This is a genomic window from Micromonospora sp. DT48 (genome assembly GCF_049844495.1).
Classification (GTDB): Bacteria; Actinomycetota; Actinomycetes; order Mycobacteriales; family Micromonosporaceae; genus Micromonospora.
Map to the genome: position 1 here is coordinate 263,701 of NZ_JBNCLE010000010.1, position 22,217 is coordinate 285,917.

Consider the following 22,217-nt stretch of genomic DNA (forward strand, 5'->3'; position numbering starts at 1 on the left):
GCGGTCACAGCCGATCGAGGTACGCGTCCCACTCGTCGTCGACCGACGGGGCCGGACCGTTGTCTCCGTTCGCCAGCCGAGACCGGATGTCCGCCTCCCAGTCGAGAGCCCACCCACGCAGCTCAACGATCCTCGGGTCGGTCAGTCCGTACGCGGCGAATGTCTCGTCGTCCAGCTCCCCGATGGCACCGAGCCTGTCGGCCAACTCCTCCAGGGAGAAACCGGCTGTGTGTCGAGCACCCAGCCGCTCCAGGTCCCGCCAGGCCAGGCAGCCGTTGGCGGCGTGGATGTCGATGTAGTCGCGGTGGGCCGCGCGCTCGTGAAGCGCTCGCATCTTGAGGCCGACCGCATCGTCGAAGGCGAGAACCGGTCCAAGGCTGAGCATGGTGGGTGGACCGATCGCCTCTTTCAACAGGTCCACCTCGCATGCCTCTTCTGTCGCGGTGACCAGCAACCGCGCCATACGAGGGGTCGCCTCGACGATGTGTGCGCCGAATCCTGCCGTGACGTACGCATCGACGAGGCGGTCGGCGACAATCGGTAACGGCAGCGGGGTCGACGTCGCGAAGTCGATGTCCCGGGACGGACGTTGGACCAGCTCGTAGCACCGAGGGCGTAGCCGCCAGCTAGGACGAGCCCGAGATCGTCGCCGGCAGCGAAGCCGACACGGAGTAACCGGAGGTGTAGTTCATCCACGCTCAGGAAACGAGCTCGGGAAGCCGACGTTCCCAGATCGCGATCAGACGCCTGGACGTGAGCCGCCTGATGCGGGGCCAGTCGTGGCGGAGCAGCGTCGCGTTGACGTAACGGATGATGTCGTCGCGTTGGCCGCAGTCCAGCAGTGTCCGGTACAGAGTCAGCCGCTGGCGTGGGTCGGAAACCTCGAACTCGCTCAGCCCTGACCAGGCCAACCGCAGGGGCAGGGCGACCCGGCCGTGCTCCGGCCCGGTGAGCTGGTCCAGTGACGTCGGAATGCGATCGGCCACGCCGGCCAGGCGAGACGGCAGCGTTTCCGGCGGACTCATCGGCCCAGTATGACCCAGCCCGCCAGCGGGGTGGGTTTCCTCCGGTGGGACGGGGCAGGGGGGACTAACGTCTGCGGAATGAACCACGGCTTCGAGACGCTCGCCATCCACGCCGGCCAGGACCCCGAGGCCCGCACCGGCGCGGTGATTCCTCCGATTTACCAGACCAGCACGTACGCCCAGGACGCCGTCGGCGCGCCACGGCTCGGCTACGAGTACAGCCGCTCCGGCAACCCCACCCGGGACGCCCTCCAGGAGTGCCTGGCCGCCTTGGAGGCCGGTCGGGTCGGCCTCGCCTTCGCCAGCGGCCTCGCCGCCGAGGACACCCTGCTGCGTACCGTGTGCGGACCGGGCGACCACGTGGTGATCCCCGACGACGCGTACGGCGGCACGTACCGGCTCTTCGCCAAGGTCACCGAGCGGTGGGGGCTTTCGTACACCCCGGCCAAGGTCTCCGACGCGGACGCCGTGCGGGCCGCGATCCGGCCGGGCGTCACGAAGGTGGTCTGGGTGGAGACCCCGACCAACCCGCTGCTCGGCATCGCCGACATCGCCACCCTCGCCGCCGTGGCGCACGACGCCGGGGCGCTGCTGGTGGTCGACAACACCTTCGCCTCGCCGTACCTGCAACAGCCGATCGCCCTCGGCGCGGACGTGGTCGTGCACTCGACCACCAAGTACGTGGGTGGGCACTCGGACGTGGTCGGCGGTGCGCTGGTGACGGCCGACACCGAACTCGGCGAGCAGTTGCGCTACCACCAGAACGCGATGGGCGCGATCAACGGTCCGTTCGACGCCTGGCTGACCCTGCGCGGCATCAAGACCCTCGGGGTGCGGATGGACCGGCACTGCGACAACGCCGAGCGGATCGTCGCCTACCTGGACGGGCACGCCAAGGTCGCTCAGGTGCTCTACCCGGGTCTGCCGACGCACCCCGGGCACGAGGTCGCGGCCAAGCAGATGCGCCGCTTCGGCGGGATGATCTCCTTCCGGGCGGCCGGGGGCGAGGAACACGCCGTCGAGATCTGCAACCGGGCCCGACTCTTCGTCCTCGCCGAGTCTCTCGGCGGGGTGGAATCCCTGATCGAGCACCCGGGGCGGATGACACACGCGAGTGCTGCCGGCTCGCCGCTTGAAGTTCCCTCCGATCTCGTGCGACTGTCTGTCGGCATCGAGACGGTCGAAGACCTGCTCGCCGATCTGGAGCAGGCGCTGGGCTGACCGCTGGCTTGGGAGGGTGGCCGTGCAGGACATCATGCCGACCTGGGTCGGAGCGACCGCCAAACAGATCGCCCGGGGCGTACGCCGAGGTGACGTCTCCGCCACCCAGGTGCTTGCCGACCACCTCGACCACGTCGCCAAGGCCGACGTCGACCTCGCCGCGTTCCGCGTGGTACGCGGCGGGGGAGCGGTCACCGAGGCGGAGAAGGTCGACGAGCAGGAGGACCTGGCGAACCTGCCGCTGGCCGGGGTGCCGGTCGCGGTGAAGGAGAACACTCCGGTCGCCGGGGTACCCACCTGGAGCGGCTCGGCTGCCGTGCGTACCGCCGTGGCGGAGGCCGACCACGAGGTGGTCCGCCGGTTGCGTGGGGCCGGCGCGGTGATCCTCGGGGTCACCCGGATGCCCGAGCTGGGCCTGTGGGGCGTCACCGACGACGAGACAGCCGTCACCCGCAACCCGTGGGACCTCTCCCGTACGCCTGGTGGCTCGTCCGGCGGTGCGGCCGCAGCGGTGGCGGCCGGCATGGTGCCGATCGCCCACGCCAACGACGGCCTCGGCTCGATCCGCATCCCCGCCGCCTGCTGCGGGCTCGTCGGCCTGAAGCCCGGTCGTGGCGTGGTGCCGTGCCAACTCGGCGCGGAGGACTGGTTCGGCCTGGCCGAGCACGGCATGCTCAGCACCACCGTCGCCGACGCGGCGGTCGGCTTCCAGGTGCTGGCCGGGCGGGCACAGAGCAAGCTCGTCCCGCCGCAGCGGCTGCGGGTGGGTGTGTCGCTGCGGTCTCCGGTGCGGGGCGTCTCGCCCGACGCGCCGAACCGGGACGCCGTCGCCGCCGCGGGCCGGCTGCTCGCCGGTGCCGGACACGACACCGTGCCCGCCGATCCGGTCTATCCGACCTCGTTGGGCCTCAAGGGCATCGCCACCTGGCTCGCCGTCGCGGCGGCGGACGTGCGCGCCGCCGGGATCGACCGGCGCACCCTGCAACGTCGCAGCCGACGGCACGTCGCCCTCGGCGAATGGGCCCTGCGACGCGGGTACGTCCGGGAGGCCGACCGGCTGGCCTGGCGCGAACAGTCGATCAACTTTTTCGCCGACCACTCGGTGGACCTGCTGCTCACCCCGGCCTTGGCGAGCGTGCCGCCGCCGGCCGTCAGCTGGTCGACGCGTTCCTGGCAGGCCAACATGCTGGCCAGCATCCGGTACGCGCCGTACAACGCGCCGTGGAACATCGCCGGACTGCCCGCGTTGGTGGTGCCGGTGGGCCGTCGCCCGGACGGGCTGCCGCTCGCCGTCCAACTGGTCGGACCGCCCGGCTCGGAACTGCTGCTGCTCGGCGTCGCCGGTCAGTTCGAGATGGCGAGCCCGTGGCCCCGGCACGCTCCCGGTTATCCGCGCGTCGGAACGGAGTCACCCGCCATCACGTGAGCACCGGCCCGCACCGGCGTCCACGTCCGGTGTCGGCGGTGCCGGGTTGGCCGTCGCCGGTGCCGCCCGGTGCGGGTGGCACGATCTAGGCATGACGGAGCTGGTCAGCCTGGACGACGTGCGGGCGGCACGGAAACTGCTCGACGGGGTGGTCCGTACCACCCCGCTGGAGCCGTCCCGCCCACTCACCGCGGCGCTCGGCGGGCCGGTCTGGTTCAAGTGCGAGAACCTCCAGCGGGCGGGGTCGTACAAGGTACGTGGCGCGTACGTGCGGATCTCGCGGCTGTCGGCGGAGGAGCGGGCCCGGGGGGTGGTCGCGGCCAGCGCCGGCAACCATGCCCAGGGGGTGGCGCTCGCCGCCGGTCTGGTCGGCACCCACGCCACCGTCTTCATGCCGGTGAACGCGCCGCTGCCGAAGGTGGCGGCGACGAAGGGGTACGGCGCCCAGATCGAGCTGGTCGGCGCCACGGTCGACGAGTCGCTGGTGGCGGCGCAGAGGTTCGCGGAACGTACCGGGGCGGTGCTGATCCACCCCTTCGACCACCGGGACGTGATCGCCGGGCAGGGCACCGTGGCGCTGGAGATCCTGGAGCAGTGCCCGCAGGTGACCACGATCGTCACCGGCGTCGGCGGGGGAGGGCTGATCTCCGGGATGGCGGTGGCGGCCAAGGCGCTCCGGCCGGACGTACGGCTGATCGGGGTGCAGGCGGCCGGCGCGGCGGCTTTCCCGCCGTCGCTGGTGGCGGGCGAGCCGGTCCGGCTGCCGGCCTTCAGCACCATCGCGGACGGCATCGCGGTCGGTCGGCCGGGTGACGTCACCTTCACCCACGTCCGCGAGCTCGTCGACGAAGTGGTCACCGTCTCCGAGGAGGACATCTCCCGGGCGCTGCTGATGGTGCTCGAACGCGGTAAGCAGGTGGTGGAGCCGGCCGGGGCGGTCGGCGTGGCCGCCCTGCTGGCCGGTGTGGTCGAGGTGACCGCACCCGTGGTGGTGGTGCTCTCCGGCGGCAACATCGACCCGCTGTTGATGCTGCGCGTGATCGAGCACGGACTGGCGGCGGCGGGCCGCTACCTGCGGGTGACGGTGCGTTGCTCGGACCGACCGGGGCAGTTGGCCTCGCTGCTGAGCGAGATCGCCGAGCACCGGGCGAACGTGGTGGACGTGGTGCACCAGCGGGCCAACCCGCACCTGCACCTCGGTGAGGTCGAGGTGGCGCTGTCGGTGGAGACCCGTGGCGTCGAACACTCCGAGACGCTGATCGCCGCGCTGCGGGCCAGCGGCTACCAGGTGACGATCGCACCAGAGGCGTGACGCGGCGGCGTCACGCCTCTGGTCGGGAACGGATCGCCGGCTGGGCCGGCGGAGCACGATCAGCCGGAGAAGGGCTCGAAACTGACCACTGTCACCTTGATGTCGGCACCGCTCGGAGCGGTGTAGGTGCAGGCCTGGCCAGCCTTGGCGCCCAGGATCGCCTGGCCGAGGGCTGACTCGGGGCTGTAGACCGTCAGGTCGGTGGTGGAGGCGATCTCCCGCGAACCGAGCAGGAACGTCTCGGTGTCGTCGGCATCGTCGTCGAAGTAGATCGTCACGACCATCCCGGGTGCCACGGCGTCGACGGTCGGCGCCTCACCGACCTGGGCGGTGCGCAGCAACTCCTTCAGGTAGAGGATGCGTCCCTCGGCCTTGCCCTGCTCCTCACGTGCGGCGTGGTAGCCGCCGTTCTCGCGCAGGTCGCCTTCCTCGCGCCGGGCGTTGATCTCGGCGGCGATGACCGGCCGGTTGGCGATCAACTCGTCGAGTTCGGCCTTCAGGCGGTCGTATGCGTCCTGGGACAGCCAGGTGGCGGGCGCCTCGTTGCCATTGGACACAGGCGGTCCTCCTCGGTTGTGCGTGCTGGCTGACAGGTGAACCTCCAAGTTACCAGTGCCCCACGACAACGAGTGTCGGCGATCACGCCGGACGGGGGCGCCAGCGCTCGGTGCCGTCACCTCCTTGCCCCGCGCTGACCGGCGGAAACTCGGGCGGGCGGAGCGGTGGAGAACTCAGGTGCGCGGGTCGGCGGAACTCAGGCGGGCGGCCGACAGCGGACGACCTCACCGATGAACGGCCGAGCCTCGGTGGCCAGGCGGTGCCGCACGGTGACGTGCCGTTCCCCGGCGGCGGCGGTGACCGGTACCTCCTCCCGGGCCACCTCGGCACCGGCATGGTCCCGGGCACGCAGCAGGCACACCGCGGAGCCGCCGTCCGGCAGGTTCACCCGGAAGTCGACCACTACCTGGTTGTCCGTGATGTCCCCATAACTGATCACCTGGACGTCGTACGCCGGGTCTCCGTACTGCCGGTAGAGCCGGAACGAGACGGCGGTGAGGCCCGCGACCAGGACGAGCGCGAGCAGCGCGACCAGCACCGGCCGGCGGCGCTGGGGCGCGCGACGGCGGCCGTAGCGACCGGGCGGAAAGACCGGCGCGTTCGGTTCAAGTGTGGCGTGCGTCTCGGACACCGGCGGGTATCTCCCTGGCGTTGTTGTCTGCGGTATCGGCAAGAATGGCAGAGTCCGCCGTTCCTGTTCGACTCGGTCGCCAGATCTGGCTCAGCGCCGCATGAGGCTGGGGTCAAATATGACAGGCCGGCGCGGTCGACGGCCGCGCCACGGGGAGGAAATCGGCAGGTCAGGTCAACGGGGGCCCGGGGTGGGTCGCCGGTGGGCAGAGACGAGGAGCGCCGACTTGGCAGAGCAACTTCGACTCATGGCCGTTCACGCGCACCCTGACGACGAGTCGAGCAAGGGCGCCGCGACGATGGCGAAGTACGTCGCCGAAGGGGTGGACGTACTGGTCGTGACGTGTACGGGCGGTGAGCGGGGCAGCGTGCTCAACCCCAAGCTCGACCGGCCTGACGTCTGGGCGAACATCGCCGAGATCCGGCGCGGCGAGATGGACGCGGCGCGGGCGATCCTCGGCATCGAGCAGGCGTGGCTGGGCTTCGTCGACTCCGGCCTGCCGGAGGGTGACCCGTTGCCGCCACTGCCCGAGGGCTGTTTCGCCCTCCAGGACGTGGACGTGGCTGCCGGTCCGCTGGTCCGGCTGATGCGCGAGTTCCGGCCGCACGTGGTCACCACGTACGACGAGGAGGGTGGCTACCCGCACCCGGACCACATCATGTGCCACAAGATCAGCGTGGCGGCCTTCGACGCCGCCGGTGACGCCGAGCGCTATCCGGAGTTGGGTGCGCCGTGGCAGCCGCTCAAGCTCTACTACGACATCGGCTTCTCCAAGGGCAAGATCCTGGCGCTGCACGAGGCCGTCATCGCGACCGGGGCGGAGTCGCCGTACGCCGAATGGCTGGCCCGCTGGGAGGACCGGCCCGACAAGGGGCCCCGGATCACCACCCGGGTGCCGTGCGCCGAGTACTTCCCGGTGCGTGACGACGCGCTGCGCGCGCACGCCACCCAGGTGGACCCGGACGGCTTCTGGTTCCAGGTGCCGATGGAGTTGCAGCAGCGCGCCTGGCCGACGGAGGATTTCGAGCTGGTTCGATCGACGGTCGACAGCCCGACCCCCGAGTCCGACCTGTTCGCCGGTGTCCGGGGGACGGCGCATGCCCGCTGAGCGGGCTGCGGGCTACCCTGGTCGCACACCGCTTACCGGAGGAATCCCATGTTGACCACTGTCGAGGTGCTCGCCCAGAACAACTTCGGTGACACCCGCACGGGTGGTCTCGCCGGGCCGATGGGCCTGTTCCTCATCCTCGTCCTCGGTGCCGCCACCGTGCTGCTGATCCGCAACATGAACGCCCGGCTGCGGCGACTCCCGGATCGTTTCCCTGGCCAGGGGCCGTCTTCGACGGGCCCGGAGGCGATGGATCGCGGGTCCGATGATCCGACAGGTGGGATCGTGACGGAGGATTCATCCACGGACGCCCCTAGCGGGCACCAGCAGCGCCTCAACGGTTGATCTGAGCATGATTCACGTCGAACCGGATGGTCGACCCCTGTTGCGACCATCCGGTTTGGCTTAGCCTTCCGCCGGGGGGACCAGAAGTCCTCAAGCTGCGCGGGAGGGGGCGCCGATGACCACCGCAGTCATGTCCGCCCGCCGCGCGGCCTCTTGCCGGTTGGCGGGAGGAGGCCGGTGACCTCCGGCAGGACCGGTCAACCGCTGGACCGGTCCACGGGCCGTGGTACGCCGATCGGGCTGCGCCTGCTCACCGCCGCACTCATGGCCACCGCGTTGGTCGCCGCGGCGGTGGGGTTGAGCCTGCCGGCCCGGCTGCCGCCCGACGACCCGCTCGGTGGGCTGGCCCGCTTCGGTCTCGCGGTCGCGCTGTTCGCCCTGTCCCACCTGGTCCGGCTCCGCTTCCGCGCCGCCGCCGGGGTGCTCAGCGTCACCTGGGTCGAAGCCGCCCTGATCGTCTGCCTCTACCTGGTGCCACCCGGCTGGCTGCCGGCCGCCGCGCTGCTCGGCGTCACGCTCGCCTGGACGGCGCTCTCGGTGGTCGACGACGGTCGCACCACCTGGGACGTGGTCCGCGTCGCGGGCGCGCAGACCGCCGCCACCGCGCTGGCGGTGGCGGTCACCACCGCCCTGGGGCAGCCGATGCTGGCCGCTCCCACCCCGGCACTCGCGCTCGCGGTGGCCGCCGGTGCCGTCGCCTACCTGCTGGCCAGTGTCTGGCTGGGCGGGATGATGCTGGCGCTGCGGCACGGCATGCCGATCGGGCGTCCGTTGCTCGCCGCGCTGCGCGGCAAGGCACTGATGTTCGTCGGCAACGTGGTGGTCGGCCTGCTGGTGGTGGTGCTGATCGAGATCGATCCACACTGGCTGCTGTTGCTGCCCGCTCCGCTGTGGCTGTTGCAGCAGACCTACCGGCAGCGACTGCGGGAAGACCGCGACCGACGCATGTGGCGGTCACTCGCCGACGCCACGAACGCGCTCAACCAACTCGACGAGCGGGGTGTGGCCACGGCCGGTGTCACCGGGGCGTTGACGCTGTTCGAGGCGGAACTGGTCGACGTGGAGGTGATCCGGGGCGACGGACGCTGGCGTCGCTACCGGGGCGACCCCGGCGGCCAGGTGGTCGACCGGGAGATCGCCCCGCCCGGTGATGACGAACCCGAACCGGCGGAACTGCTCCGCGACCTGGTGGTCGGTGACACCCGGGTCGGCCGCCTGCGGGTGCGGTTGCCCCGTACGGCGCCACCCGTCGGGCGGGAACGCGACGCCCACGCGGCCTTCGCCGACGCCCTCGCCGCAGCTCTGCACGACGCCGCCACGCATCGGGAGCTGCGGCTGGTCACGGCTCGTTCCTCGTACGAGGCGGTGCACGACCCGCTGACCGGGCTGGTCAACCGGTCGGCGTTGCTCAGCAGGGGTGACCAGGCGTTGCGGCAACTGGCTCACGACCATCCGGTCGCCCTGCTGCTGCTGGACATCGACCAGTTCAGGGAGGTCAACGACACCCTGGGCCACGCGGCCGGTGACCAGCTGCTGCGGTTGGCCGCGAACCGGCTGGGTTCCCTGGCCCGCTCCGGTGACCTGCTGGCCCGCCTCGGCGGCGACGAGTTCGCCCTGCTGCTGAGTTCGGTCCCGGTGGTCGGCGACCGTGCCGCCCCGATGACGTACGCGCTGCGTCAGGCCCGGGAGATCGCCGAGCGGCTGGCCGCGCCCACCGAGGTTGCCGGGGTGCGGATGTCCGTCGAGGTCTCCGTCGGGGTCGTGGTGGCCCAGGCCGGTACCGCCGATCTGACCGAGCTGCTGCGCCGCGCCGACATCGCGATGTACCAGGCCAAGTCCGGTGGCGTCAGCGTGGCCGCGTACGACAGCTCTCGTGACGCGGCCAGCACCGACCAGTTGGCCCTGCTCGCCGAGCTGCGGGAGGCGTTGCAGACCGACGACCAACTGGTGCTCGTGTTGCAGCCGGCCGTTGATCTGGTCACCGGTGCGCCGACGGGTGTGGAGGCGTTGATCCGTTGGCGACACCCCCGGCGGGGCTGGCTGGGGCCCGCCGACTTCATCCGCGCAGTGGAGAACAGCGAGCAGCTCAGTGCCTTCACCCGCTACGTGCTGGACAAGGCGCTCGCGGTGGCCGCCGACTGGGCCCGGGAGGGCCTCGACGTGCCCATCTCGGTCAATCTCTCCGCACGTAGCCTGCTGGACCCGAGGCTGCCGACGGAGATCGCCGACGCGCTCCGCCGGCACCAGGTGCCGGCGGACCGGCTGGTCCTGGAGATCACCGAGACGGTGGTGATGAGCGAACTGGAGGTCATCGACCAGGTGCTCACCACGTTGCGCTCGATGGGCGTGCAGTTGGCGGTCGACGACTTCGGCACCGGGTTCTCGTCACTGGCGTTCCTCACCCGGATCACCGTGGACGAGCTGAAGGTGGACCGTTCCTTCGTACTCCAGATGGCGGACTCGCCAGAGGCGGCGGCCATCGTACGCAGCACCGTCGGGTTGGCCCACCAGCTTGGCCTGCGGGTGGTGGCCGAGGGGGTGGAGACGGCCGCGCAGCGTTCCGCGCTGGCCGAGCTGGGCTGCACCGCCGCCCAGGGCTACCACTTCTTCAAACCGATGCCCGCCGACAAGATCGGGGCCGTGCTCAACTCCCTCGCCGCCCAACCCCCCACCAACGTCCTCCCCCTACGCGCCGACGGGGCCTCCTGACCGCCCGACCCCGTATCGATCAAGAGGTTTTCGTCGGCGCGACCGCTCCCGCAGGCCGAAAACTTCTTGATCAACACAGTGCGGGTGGGTGGGATGGTTATGGTCGTTGGGTGAATCGACTTGCCGAGGCGACCAGCCCGTACCTCCTTCAGCACGCCGACAATCCGGTGGACTGGTGGCCCTGGTGCGAGGAGGCGTTCGCCGAGGCGAGAAAACGCGACGTGCCGGTGCTGATCTCCGTCGGTTACTCGGCCTGCCACTGGTGCCACGTCATGGCGCATGAGTCGTTCGAGGACGAGGCCGTCGGCCAGCTGCTCAACGAGGGGTTCGTCTCGATCAAGGTGGACCGCGAGGAGCGGCCCGACGTGGACGCGGTCTACATGACCGCGACCCAGGCGATGACCGGCCAGGGCGGCTGGCCGATGACGGTCTTCGCCACACCGGACGGCACCCCGTTCTTCTGCGGCACCTACTTCCCTCGGGAAAACTTCGTCCGGCTGCTGGAGTCGGTCGCCACCGCGTGGCGGGAGCAGCGCGAGGCCGTGCTGCGCCAGGGCGCCGCGGTGGTGGAGGCGATCGGCGGCGCCCAGGCCGTCGGCGGCCCCACCGCCCCGCTCACCGCCGAGCTGCTCGACGCCGCGGCAGACCAACTGGCCAGCGAGTACGACGAGGTCAACGGCGGTTTCGGCGGGGCGCCGAAGTTCCCACCGCACATGAACCTGCTGTTCCTGCTGCGTCACCACGAACGCACCGGATCGGCGCGGAGCCTGGAGATCGTCCGGCACACCTGCGAGGCGATGGCCCGGGGCGGCATCCACGACCAACTCGCCGGTGGCTTCGCCAGGTATTCCGTGGACGGTCACTGGACGGTGCCGCACTTCGAGAAGATGCTCTACGACAACGCCCTGCTGCTGCGGGTCTACACCCAGCTGTGGCGGCTCACCGGCGACGCGCTGGCGCTGCGGGTGGCCCGCGACACCGCCCGCTTCCTCGCCGACGAACTGCACCGCCCCGGGCAGGGCCTCGCCTCCGCGCTGGACGCGGACACCGAGGGCGTCGAGGGCCTCACCTACATCTGGACCCCGGCTCAACTGGTCGAGGTGCTGGGCGAGGAGGACGGCCGCTGGGCCGCCGACCTCTTCGCGGTGACCGACGCCGGCAACTTCGAACACGGCACGTCCGTGCTGCGGCTGGCCCGCGACGTCGACGACGCCGATCCGGCGGTACGGCAGCGCTGGCAGGCGGTGGTCGGGCGGTTGCTCGCCGCCCGGGACACCCGCCCCCAGCCGGCGCGCGACGACAAGGTGGTGGCTGCCTGGAACGGGCTGGCCATCACCGCGCTCGCCGAGTTCGTCCGACTGGTCGAGACCAGCGGGCGGATCGGTACCGAGGGCGAGGCGAACCTGCTGGAGGGGGTCGCCATCGTCGCCGACGGGGCGATGCGGGACGCCGCCGAGTACCTCGCCCGGGTGCATGTCGTCGACGGACGGCTGCGCCGGGCCTCCCGCGACGGCCAGGTCGGCGAACCGGTCGGGGTGCTGGAGGACTACGGCTGCGTGGCCGAGGCGTTCTGCGCCATGCACCAGGTCACCGGCGAAGGGCGGTGGCTGGACCTGGCCGGTCAGCTGGTCGATGCCGCGCTCACCCACTTCGCCGCGCCCGGTGGGGCGTTCCACGACACCGCCGACGACGCGGAGCAGTTGGTCGCCCGGCCCGCCGACCCGACGGACAACGCCACCCCCTCCGGCCGGTCCGCGATCGTCGCGGCCCTGGTCGCGTACGCGGCGCTGACCGGGGAGAACCGATACCGCGAGGCGGCCGAGGCGGCGCTGTCCACCGTCGCGCCGATCGTCGGGCGGCACGCCCGCTTCACGGGGTACGCGGCGACCGTGGGTGAGGCGCTGCTCTCCGGGCCGTACGAGATCGCGGTGGTGACCGACGACCCGGCGGGTGACCCGCTGGTGGCGGCGGCCTACCGGCACGCCCCACCCGGTGCGGTGGTGGTGGCGGGCCGGCCGGACCAGCCGGGGGTGCCGCTGCTGGCTGACCGTCCACTGGTCGACGGACGGGCCACCGCGTACGTCTGCCGGGGGTTCGTCTGCCAGCGGCCGGTCACCAACGTCGGGGAGCTGGTGGGGCAGCTGCGGTGAGCCCGTCCGCCGGTCTGCGCCGCGACCGGCCCGGATAGGCTGACGCCCGTTATGGATTCCCGTACCGGTCTGCCCGTTGTCGGCATGGTGGGCGGCGGCCAGCTGGCCCGGATGACCCACCAGGCTGCCATCTCCCTCGGCCAGTCGCTGCGTGTGCTCGCGCTCACGCCGGACGACGGCGCGGCCCTGGTCGCCGCCGACGTCCAGTACGGCGACCACACCGACCTCGCCGCGCTGCGCACCTTCGCCAAGGGGTGCGACGTGGTCACCTTCGACCACGAGCATGTCCCGACCGAGCACATCCGGGCCATGGCCGACGAAGGGGTGAAACTGTTCCCGCCCGCCGACGCCCTGGTGCACGCCCAGGACAAGCAGGTGATGCGGGAGCGGCTGGGCACCCTGAGCGCGCCGAACCCGCGCTGGCGACCGGTCACCTCCCCGGCCGACCTGGTCGCCTTCGGTGACGAGGTGGGTTGGCCGGTCGTGCTCAAGGCCGCCCGGGGCGGGTACGACGGGCGTGGCGTCTGGTCGGCCACCGACCCCGCCTCGGCGACCGAGCTGGCGCAGACGTTGCTCGCCGGTGGCACGAAGCTGATCGTCGAGGAACGGGTGGCGCTGCGCCGGGAACTGGCCGTGCAGGTGGCGCGCTCACCGTTCGGGCAGGTGGCGGTCTACCCGGTGGTCGAGACGGTGCAACGCGACGGGATCTGCGTCGAGGTGCTGGCCCCGGCTCCCGACCTGGCGGAGGACCTGGCCCTCGCCGCGCAGCAGCTCGCCATCGACCTGGCCACCTCGCTCGGCGTGGTGGGCCTGCTGGCCGTGGAGCTGTTCGAGGTGGCCGATCCGGCGGCACCGGGCGGCGGCCGGTTCGTGGTCAACGAGTTGGCGATGCGCCCGCACAACTCGGGGCACTGGACGATCGAGGGTGCCCGGACGTCGCAGTTCGAGCAGCATCTGCGGGCGGTGTTGGACTACCCGATGGGCGACACCTCGTTGACCGCTCCGGTGGTGGTGATGGCGAACGTGCTCGGTGGGCAGCCCGGTGGCATGTCGATCGACGAGCGGCTGCACCACCTCTTCGCCGCGGAGCCGACCGCCCGGGTCCACCTCTACGGCAAACAGGTACGCCCCGGCCGCAAGATCGGCCACGTCACGGTGCTCGGCGACGATCTGGACGAGGTACGCGCCCGGGCTGCCCGGGCGGCCAGCTGGCTGCGGGACGGAACAGCGGAGATGGGAGCGGCGTGAGCACGGTCGGTGTGATCATGGGAAGCGACTCGGACTGGCCGACGATGAAGGCCGCCGCCGAGGTGCTCACCGAGTTCGACGTGCCGTACGAGGTCGAGGTGGTCTCGGCGCACCGCACCCCGGTCAAGATGATCGACTACGGGCGGGCCGCCGCCGACCGTGGGCTCAAGGTGATCATCGCCGGTGCGGGCGGTGCCGCAGCGCTGCCCGGCATGGTCGCCTCGGTGACCCCGCTGCCGGTGATCGGCGTACCGGTGCCGCTGAAGCACCTCGACGGCATCGACTCGCTGCTGTCCATCGTGCAGATGCCGGCCGGTGTGCCGGTGGCGACGGTGTCGATCGGCAACGCCCGCAACGCCGGGCTGCTCGCCGTACGCATCCTCGCCACTGCTGACCGCGCCCTGCTCGACCGGATGTCGGCCTACCAGGCCGACCTGGAGCAGTTGGTCGCCGAGAAGGACGCCGCCCTCCGCGCCTCGCTGTAAGGAAGGGCACCTTGTTAACGCCTGGTGTATAGGAAGGGGCCCTTCCTAACAGCAACAGCGCCGCAGCGCTTCAGCGCATGCCGCGCAGCGCCGTCTGGAGGCGTTCCTGGGCGCGGCGACGGCGCTCGTTGCTGGCCCCGAGGATCAGCAGGAGGAAACCGAGCGGGATCAACGCCAGCCACGGCCCGAGGCTGAACAGCGCGTGCACGGCCGTGATGGCGGTGACCACCGCACCGACGATCACCGGTGCCTGCTGCTGGGTCATCGAGCCGAAGACCAGCACGGCGACCGCGCCGAGCAGCAACAACACCTGCCGTAACGTGCTCGAATCGGTGGCCAGCACGATCGCCAGGGTCGGTACGAACGCGGCGAGCAGCGCCGGCCCGTACGCCACCCAACTGCTCAGGTCGGTGCGTTGACGCAGCTCCAACACCCCGACCAGCAGGGCCAGCGCGGCGAACGGCAGGGTGTACGCCTCGGGCAGCGCCACGTCGGCGACCCGCATCAGGATCCACCAGGCGGTGATCTCGCAGAGCACCACCGCCCAGAAGAGGATCCGTCGCTCCGCCGGCCGCCGGCCGGGCCGGGTCGCCGCGACACCGAGGACCGCACCCCAGGCGGCGAGCAGCGCGGCGATGTGCCGGGGCGAGTCGAAGGCCATCGCCAGCGCGATCAGTGCGGCGGCGTAACCGCTCCACTCCACGGTCGCCGCCTCACGGCGTGCCTCTGGGCGGCGGAGCCGGGGCAGGGTGGCGGAGAAGACCTGCAACGCCGCGCCGACCGCCAGCACCCCGAACGCCGACCAGACCGGGGCGAGCCCGGCCACCAGGCCGGCGGTGAGGACGAACAGTTGCGCCATCAGCGAGGCGAACAGCCAGCCGAGGAGCCGGGCTCGGGAGGTGAGGCCGTAGAGGGCGGCGACCAGCCCGACACCGACCGCACCGCCGAGGGTGAACAGGGTCAGCTCCCGGGTGGCGAGGCTGCCGGCGAGACCGGCCCCACCCGCCGCGAGGCCGATCACGAAGACCAGGACGCGAGCCAGCCGCAACGAGCGGGCCCGCTCCACCAGGGCCGGTGGCGGCGTCAGCGCCAATCCGAGCATCGAGATGGTGAACACGGCCAGGGCCGACAACGTGCTCGCCGGCCAGCCGCCGCCCAGCGCGATCGGGGCGATCAGCAGGGTGACGGCGGCACCGGGCAGCACCACCGGCACCGCCCGGGAGCGGCGACCGCCGCTGAACCCGGTCGCGGCCAGCGCCGCCGTCACGGTGAGCAGCAGCGCGGTGAGCACATGGGTCGGGTTGGCCGCCGCCGACGCCGGTTCGAGCAGGAGCGCCGGTGGACCCTGCCAGATCCGGCCGACCGTGCGGTGCGGATCGACGAGGGCCGCCACCAGCGCCGGGGCGATGGAGAACAGGGCCAGGGCGGTGGGCAGGGCGGCGGCGGCCAGCGCACCGGCGGCCGGACTGACCCGCCAGCGGCGTCTCTCGTCGTCGGGCAGCCGACGCAGCGCCCCGTCGAGCAGTACGGTCCACCGGCGTACCGGTTGGGCCGCGTCGACCGGCGGCTCCGTCGCCCCTCGCACCAACTCGGCGAGCACCCCGAGCAGCGCCGCCGCCGCGGCGTAGACCCCGACGGGCAACGAGATCGGTACGGCGGCGAGTGCCGTCACGCTCGCCCCGCCGACCACTCCGGCGCTGGCCCAGGGCAGATACTGCGGAACCTGCCGGCGGGCCGTGGCCACCGCCGCCAGACCGAGGCTGGACGCGGCGAGCCCGGCGGTGAGGACCACCTGAGCGGTGTGGCCGTACTCGACGGCGAGGGCGGCGGTGGCACCCGGCAACGCCAGCAGCGCCGCACCCACGCCCGCGCCACCGATCTGCGCCAGGTGCGGCGGCATCCCCTCCGCCTCGATGTCGTCGACGAGCGGAACCGCCATGGTGCGGGCCAGCGCCGCCACCACCGCGCCGATCAGCACGATGCTGCCCAGGGCCAGCGCGGTCGTCCACGGCCGCACCAGACCGGCACCGGCGGCGTGCAGTGCGACCACCCCGGCCACCGTGATCCGGGACAGCGCCGCCCGGGGATCGACGGTGGCGACCGCGGCCATCCCGAAGACGGTGGCGACCATGCCACCGATCAGCACCGGCGACCACCAGCTGAGGTCGAACGCCGCAGGCGCGCCGATGGTGGCGAGCACGACCGCCACACCGGCCACGTCGTAACGCCACGGCGGTGGCAACAGGATGCCGGCGGCGATCGCGAGCAGGACCAGGGCGATCGGGCCCTGCCAGGTCGTACCGCCGGTCGGCGCGGCGGGCCAGCCGCTGAGGTCGCCGTTCCAGATCGGACCCGGTGTGGCCAGCACGCCGACGCCACCGCGCAGCGCCATCCAGCCCGCCAGCAGCCCGATCAGCAGCCCGCCGATGGTGAGGCCGAGCACCGGCCCGCGACGCCACTCCTCGGGCATCGCCCGTGCCGCCACGGCGACCACCAGGACCAGCGCGGCGGCGACGGCGAGCTGCCCGGTCGGTGCCAGCACCGTGCCGATCCGCAACAGCGTGGCGACCAGCGCGACGGTCACCGCGGCGGCGGACAGGTCGGAGCCGTCGAGGGTGAGATCGGAGCGGCGGCCGGTGTCGATGGAGGGGGCCAGGAAGAGCAGCACCGCCGACACCAGCAGCAGCGCACTGACCCAGGCGTCGGCCACGGTGGCGCCCGGCGCACCGAACCCGGCTGCGGCGACCACCAACGCGCCCAGGCCGGTGCCCACCGACAGAGGTGCCGGGATGTGCCGTTGCGACACCTGGACGATGGCGGCGTAGCCGAGCGTGACGCAGACGGCGAGGAAGCTGGCCGCGAGGATCGGCACGGTCGCCTCGCGCAGGCTCGCCGGGGTCGGCGTGGCGTCGCCGGGCAGGGTGGCTGCGACGAAGGCGGCGACCGCCCCGGGCAGGGCGAAGGCGGCACCTCCGGCGGCCCAGGCCGAGACGGTGTCCGCCGCCGCCGGGGCCAGCCGGATGCGCGGCGCGGCGGCGATCAGTGCACCGGCGAAGACGAAGGTGAGCAGCACGGCGGCGGTCAACCCCGGTCGAGCGAGGGAGGCGCCGGCCCCGGCGAGCCCGACCACGGCGGCGGCCACCGCGTGCGCCAGCGCGGCACGGGAGGTACGGGCGGAGAGGCCGACCGCCCCGATGCCGATCGCGGTCAGCACCATCGGCCACGGCGCCCACGCCCAGGACAGCCCGAAGGAAGCCGGCACGGCCAGGGCGGTGAGCGCCGCACCGGTCACCGCGAACTCGCGTCGGATCTCCGGCGGTAGGGCCAGCACGGCGGCCACGGTCAGCAGGAAGGCGCTGGCGGCGAGCTGCCAGGCGGCCGGGCCCACGGCGGCGGCCAGTTCGGCCGGGTACCGGTCGAGATCCGCCGCCCAGGCGGGCAACGCGGCCTGGATCGGGGCCATTCCGGCGCGGAGCGTGCTGCCCGCGACCACCACCCCGCTGACCGTCAGCGCCACCGCGGAGGCCAGCTGCGGACCCCGACGGGCGGACTCGGGTACCGCCCGGACCGCGAGACCGGTCACCGTGATGACCGCCGCGATCAGCAGCAGGGCGCGGCCGGGCAACGCCACCGAGGCGATCCGCCCCAGCGCACCGATGACGGCGAGGGTGAACACGCCCGCGCCCAGGTCGGGCAGGGGCGGGTGGCGCAGCACCAGCGTCCCGGCCAGGCAGACGGCGGCGGCCAGGAGGAGCACCAGCCCAGCGCCGGTCGCGCCCGGCACGGTGGTGGTCCGCAACAGGGCGGTCACCGCGTACGCCAGGGCGACGGCGACGGCCACGCCGTGCAACACCCAGGTCAGTTCCCGTAACCCCGGCACCGGCCGGGTCGGCCTCGCCGCACCACCCCCGACGGTCAGGTCCAGCAGTTCACCGGCCTCCTCCGGGGCCGCCTCCGGCCTACCGTCGGACGACTCCTCAGTCGACCGCTGTCGGGGCGCGCTCGACCGGCCGGGATCGACCGTCGTGTCGGTGAGCGGCTGCTCCACGGTGACCGGGGAGCGGGCGAGCCACAGGTCGAGCAGCGCCACCAGGGTCAACACCAGCGCCCAACCGGCCGGGCCGGTGATCCGGTCGTACGCCAGCAGCGGCAGCACCGGTTGGGCGGCCAGCACGGTGGCGAACCGGGGCGCGCGCAGCCGGGTCCACCCGGCGTAGCCGACCGAGACCGCGGCGGTGACCGCGAAGATCACTCCGGCGAAGACGGCACCGGAGGCGGCACTGTCGCCGATCCGGTCCACCGCCCACAGGGCGTATCCGGCGAGCGGCACCAGGAGCAGACCCACGGCGGCGATGGTCTCGGCCGTGGAGGTCAGTCCACGGCGGATCAGCACCGGCGGGGCGAGCAGCATGAGCACCGTGGCGAGCAGCAGGATGCCGAGGCGTACCAACGCGTCCATCGAGCTGGTGGCGACCACGGCGAACACCACCGCGGCGACGCCGAGCAGCAGCGCGCCGAGACCGAGCGGGATGTTCTGGACCTCCCGTGAGGAGGCCTCCGGCGGGTGTTCAGGGTCGTCGGCGGTCAGCCAGACCGGCTCGGCCGGTGACGGTGGCTGCTGGGCGGTGGCGCCCTGCCGAGGCACCCGGGGCGGCGGGGCGGCACCGTCGTCGGGCGACGAGGCACCCACCGAGGTGGGGCGGCGTAGCGGCCGACGACGCAGTACGCGGCGTGGCCGGGCGGCCTGCCGGAGCCGTTCGTCGCCCTCGTTCCCGGCGTGCGAGAGGATGTCCCGCTGGAAGAGTGCGGCCTGCATCTTCGCGGCGAGTTGCCGTTGCTCGCGGGCGATGGCGGCCTCGCGGGCCTTGATCTCCGCGATCGACCTGTCGATCTCTGCTAGGTGCGCTGACCACTGTGGCTGGTGCGCGCCGCAGTTCGGGCAGCGAACCGCCGGTTTGATCTCCCGGTCGCACGAAGGGCACTGAAAGCTCGCCACGACACCCCTCCACCCGCACTGTGGATATCCACTGTCGCAGCATGCCCAAAGTGGGCGGGGAATTCGACAGTTGTCGGCGGGTCAACCCTCAGTATCGCCAACCGACATGATCATGGACGTCCCATGCCCCGGTAGTCCCACCCGGCCTGGGTCCACAGTGCCGGGTCGAGGCAGTTGCGGGCGTCGACCACGCGGCGGCCGGCGACGAGGTCGCCGAGCAGGCCGGGGTCGGCGTTGCGGAAGTCGGCCCATTCGGTGAGGACGCAGACGAGGTCCGCGCCGGTGACCGCTGCGGTGATGTCGGGTTCGTAGGTCAACTCGGGTACCGCCCGGCGGGCGTTGTCCATGCCCTGGGGGTCGTAGACGTGGACGTCGGCACCGGCCTTGTGCAGTAGCGCGGCGACGGCCAGGGCGGGGGCGTCGCGTACGTCGTCGGTGTTGGGTTTGAAGGTGGCACCGAGCACGGCGATGCGGGTGCCGGACAGGTCGGGGCCGGCGGGGCCGGAGCGGCGACCGAGCAGGTCGGCGGCGAGTTGCAGCACGCGGGTACGGCGACGCAGGTTGATCAGGTCGACTTCGTGCAGGAAGCGCAGCGCCTCACCGGCGCCGAGTTCCTGGGCGCGGGCCTGGAAGGCGCGGATGTCCTTGGGCAGGCAGGCGCCGCCGAAGCCGAGTCCGGCCTGGAGGAAGCGGTTGCCGATGCGGGGGTCGTAGCCGATGGCGCGGGCGAGCTGGGTGACGTCACCGCCGGCGGCCTCGCAGACCTCGGCCATCGCGTTGATGAAGGAGATCTTGGTGGCGAGGAAGGCGTTCGCCGCGACCTTGACCAGTTCGGCGGTGGCGAAGTCGGTGACGACCAGGGGCACCTCGCGGTCCTCGGTGGCGGCGAGGTCGAACACGCCTTTGTGCGCGGCGTAGAGCATGCCGTTGGCCCACTCGCTTTTGACGCCGACCACGATGCGATTGGGCCGGAGCACGTCGTCGACGGCGAAGCCCTCCTGGAGGAACTCCGGGCTCCACGCCACCTCGACGCCGAGGTCGGCCGGGGTGTGCTTGCCGACGAGCTGCTCCACCCAGTCGGCGGTGCCGACCGGGACGGTGGACTTGCCGACGATGAGCGCCTTGCGGGTCAGGTGTTGGGCCAGGCCGGTGACGGACGCCTCGACGTACGACAGGTCGGCGCCCATGCCGTCGGCCCGCTGCGGGGTACCGACGCAGATGAAGTGCACGTCACCGAAGTCGGCCGTCTCGGCGATGTCGGTGCTGAACCGGAGCCGCCCGGCGGCCAGGTTGCGGCGCAGCAACTCGTCGAGGCCGGGCTCGTGGATCGGCACCTCGCCCGCGTTCAGCTTGGCGATCTTGTCCGTGTCGACATCGAATCCGAGCACCTCGTAGCCGAGTTCGGCGTAGCAGATGGCGTAGGTCGCGCCGAGGTAACCGGTGCCCAGGAAGGTCACCCGCGGCCGGGCGGCACCCGAGGGGGGTGTGACCGCCGCGATGGCGGGCACCGGCTGAGTGTTCGGGTACGGGATGGTCACGCCTGTCTTCTCCGCTCGCACTGGCGCCGCGTTGCTGCGTCGCGTTTCGCTGCGGCGCCAGTACGGGGGCGCCGGAGAGGTCTCGTCTACTGGGTCCATCATCGCCGAGCGGCGTCGGGCTCCGCCACGGCCCAGCCTACGCGCCGGTAACATCGGCTGAGCTGTGGTCGTTATCCTTCAGTCCGCGTAGTGGACGTCCCGGTGACGCTACAGACTGCGCATGATAGCCGTGAAGGGGAGGGGCCGACATGGCCGCAGAGCAGTCGTTCGACGCGTACCGCCTGTCCGAGGAGCACGATGCGATTCGGGAAGCGGTTCGTGAGGTCTGTGCGGCGAAGGTGGCTCCGCATGCCGCCGAGGCCGATGAGACGGGTGAGTTTCCGAAGGCGTCGTACGACGCGCTACGCGCGGCCGACTTCCACGCCCCGCACATTCCGGTCGAGTACGGCGGGGCCGGTGCGGACGCGCTGGCCACGGCGATCGTGATCGAGGAGGTCGCCCGGGCGTGCGCCTCGTCCTCGCTGATCCCGGCGGTGAACAAGCTGGGCACGATGCCGCTGCTGCTGGCCGGCTCCGACGAACTCAAGCGCCGCTACCTGACGCCGGTCGCCAGCGGTGAGGCGATGTTCTCGTACTGCCTCTCCGAGCCCGAGGCGGGCAGCGACGCCGCCGCGATGACCACCCGGGCGGTTCGTGACGGCGACCACTGGTTGCTCAACGGGGTGAAGCGCTGGATCACCAACGCCGGGGTGTCGGAGTTCTACACCGTCTTCGCCTCGACCGACCCGACCGCCCGCTCCCGGGGCATCTCCGCCTTCGTGGTCGAGAAGTCCGACCCGGGGGTCAGCTTCGGTGCCCCCGAGAAGAAACTGGGCATCAAGGGTTCCCCGACCCGTGAGGTCTACCTGGACAACGTCCGGATCCCGGCGGACCGGATGATCGGCGACGAGGGCACCGGTTTCGCCACCGCGATGAAGACGCTGGACCACACCCGGGTCACCATCGCCGCACAGGCGGTGGGCATCGCGCAGGGCGCGCTCGACTACGCCAAGGGGTACGTCGCCGAGCGTAAGCAGTTCGGCAAGGCCGTCGCCGAGTTCCAGGGCGTGCAGTTCATGCTCGCCGACATGGGGATGAAGCTGGAGGCGGCCCGGCAGTTGACGTACGCGGCGGCCGGTCGGTCCGAGCGCGGCGACGCCGACCTGACCTACTTCGGGGCGGCGGCCAAGTGCTTCGCCTCGGACGCCGCGATGGAGATCACCACCGACGCGGTGCAGCTGCTCGGCGGGTACGGCTACACCCGTGACTACCCGGTCGAGCGGATGATGCGGGACGCCAAGATCACCCAGATCTACGAGGGCACGAACCAGGTGCAGCGCATCGTGATGGCCCGCCAGCTGCTCAAGGACTGACGGTCGTCACCTCCGCCCGCGCCCGCCGGACGCGGGCGGAGGTGACGACCAGC

Annotated in this window: 16 protein-coding genes; 10 read left to right on the plus strand and 6 right to left on the minus strand. The window is 72.0% G+C overall.

Features of this window, described 5'->3' with window-relative positions:
• Positions 1-4 precede the first annotated feature (4 nt).
• A complete protein-coding gene (locus ACLQ2S_RS14595) occupies positions 5-598 on the minus strand; it encodes a hypothetical protein (protein ID WP_155215105.1) in 594 nt (197 codons plus the stop codon).
• A gap of 100 nt (positions 599-698) precedes the next feature.
• The gene (locus ACLQ2S_RS14600) at positions 699-1,025 is read right to left on the minus strand and encodes a hypothetical protein (RefSeq protein ID WP_155215104.1); all 327 of its coding nucleotides are present in this window, start codon (positions 1,023-1,025) and stop codon (positions 699-701) included.
• 78 nt (positions 1,026-1,103) lie between these two features.
• Here ACLQ2S_RS14600 and ACLQ2S_RS14605 point away from each other — a divergent pair, with 78 nt between their 5' ends.
• The 3 genes from ACLQ2S_RS14605 (at position 1,104) to ilvA (ending at position 4,984) form a co-directional block, all read left to right on the plus strand.
• The gene (locus ACLQ2S_RS14605) at positions 1,104-2,246 is read left to right on the plus strand and encodes a cystathionine gamma-synthase (RefSeq protein WP_425701845.1); all 1,143 of its coding nucleotides are present in this window, start codon (positions 1,104-1,106) and stop codon (positions 2,244-2,246) included.
• Between the two features lie 16 nt (positions 2,247-2,262).
• Complete coding sequence (locus ACLQ2S_RS14610; RefSeq protein ID WP_309222664.1) at positions 2,263-3,672, plus strand: amidase; 1,410 nt, start codon at positions 2,263-2,265, stop codon at positions 3,670-3,672.
• 91 nt (positions 3,673-3,763) lie between these two features.
• A complete protein-coding gene (gene ilvA, locus ACLQ2S_RS14615; RefSeq protein WP_425701846.1) occupies positions 3,764-4,984 on the plus strand; it encodes a threonine ammonia-lyase in 1,221 nt (406 codons plus the stop codon).
• A 59-nt stretch (positions 4,985-5,043) separates the two neighbouring features.
• Here the strand turns inward: ilvA and greA are convergent, their stop codons facing one another.
• Both greA and ACLQ2S_RS14625 read right to left on the minus strand, forming a co-directional pair.
• On the minus strand, positions 5,044-5,541 hold the full coding sequence (gene greA, locus ACLQ2S_RS14620) for a transcription elongation factor GreA (RefSeq protein ID WP_309222663.1): 498 nt from the start codon (positions 5,539-5,541) through the stop codon (positions 5,044-5,046).
• Positions 5,542-5,738: 197 nt separating this feature from the next.
• Complete coding sequence (locus ACLQ2S_RS14625; protein WP_309222662.1) at positions 5,739-6,173, minus strand: DUF4307 domain-containing protein; 435 nt, start codon at positions 6,171-6,173, stop codon at positions 5,739-5,741.
• Between the two features lie 226 nt (positions 6,174-6,399).
• On the opposite strand from ACLQ2S_RS14625, the gene mca reads away from it, so the two are divergent.
• The 6 genes from mca (at position 6,400) to purE (ending at position 14,218) form a co-directional block, all read left to right on the plus strand.
• The gene (gene mca / locus ACLQ2S_RS14630; RefSeq protein ID WP_155215100.1) at positions 6,400-7,281 is read left to right on the plus strand and encodes a mycothiol conjugate amidase Mca; all 882 of its coding nucleotides are present in this window, start codon (positions 6,400-6,402) and stop codon (positions 7,279-7,281) included.
• Between the two features lie 48 nt (positions 7,282-7,329).
• Positions 7,330-7,626 carry a hypothetical protein gene (locus ACLQ2S_RS14635; protein WP_155215099.1) on the plus strand — a complete coding sequence of 99 codons (297 nt, stop codon included), beginning with the start codon at positions 7,330-7,332 and terminating at the stop codon, positions 7,624-7,626.
• A 264-nt stretch (positions 7,627-7,890) separates the two neighbouring features.
• The gene (locus ACLQ2S_RS14640) at positions 7,891-10,335 is read left to right on the plus strand and encodes a putative bifunctional diguanylate cyclase/phosphodiesterase (protein WP_155215349.1); all 2,445 of its coding nucleotides are present in this window, start codon (positions 7,891-7,893) and stop codon (positions 10,333-10,335) included.
• A 110-nt stretch (positions 10,336-10,445) separates the two neighbouring features.
• Positions 10,446-12,485, plus strand: a complete 2,040-nt coding sequence (locus ACLQ2S_RS14645; RefSeq protein ID WP_309222661.1) for a thioredoxin domain-containing protein — start codon at positions 10,446-10,448, stop codon at positions 12,483-12,485.
• Positions 12,486-12,536: 51 nt separating this feature from the next.
• Positions 12,537-13,733: a 5-(carboxyamino)imidazole ribonucleotide synthase gene (locus ACLQ2S_RS14650; RefSeq protein ID WP_155215098.1), complete on the plus strand. Its 1,197-nt coding sequence runs from the start codon at positions 12,537-12,539 to the stop codon at positions 13,731-13,733.
• Entirely contained in the window at positions 13,730-14,218 is a 489-nt protein-coding gene (purE, locus tag ACLQ2S_RS14655; RefSeq protein WP_309222660.1) for a 5-(carboxyamino)imidazole ribonucleotide mutase, read from the plus strand. The genes ACLQ2S_RS14650 and purE overlap by 4 nt, the downstream gene beginning before the upstream one ends.
• A gap of 70 nt (positions 14,219-14,288) precedes the next feature.
• On the opposite strand, the gene ACLQ2S_RS14660 is transcribed toward purE, so the two are convergent.
• Positions 14,289-19,214 (minus strand): SCO7613 C-terminal domain-containing membrane protein, encoded by a 4,926-nt coding sequence (locus ACLQ2S_RS14660; protein WP_309222659.1) that lies wholly within the window; start codon positions 19,212-19,214, stop codon positions 14,289-14,291.
• Between the two features lie 110 nt (positions 19,215-19,324).
• Entirely contained in the window at positions 19,325-20,752 is a 1,428-nt protein-coding gene (locus ACLQ2S_RS14665; protein WP_309222658.1) for a UDP-glucose dehydrogenase family protein, read from the minus strand.
• 248 nt (positions 20,753-21,000) lie between these two features.
• On the opposite strand from ACLQ2S_RS14665, the gene ACLQ2S_RS14670 reads away from it, so the two are divergent.
• Positions 21,001-22,164, plus strand: coding sequence for an acyl-CoA dehydrogenase family protein (locus tag ACLQ2S_RS14670; RefSeq protein ID WP_155215096.1), 1,164 nt, complete (start codon positions 21,001-21,003; stop codon positions 22,162-22,164).
• Positions 22,165-22,217: the final 53 nt, after the last annotated feature.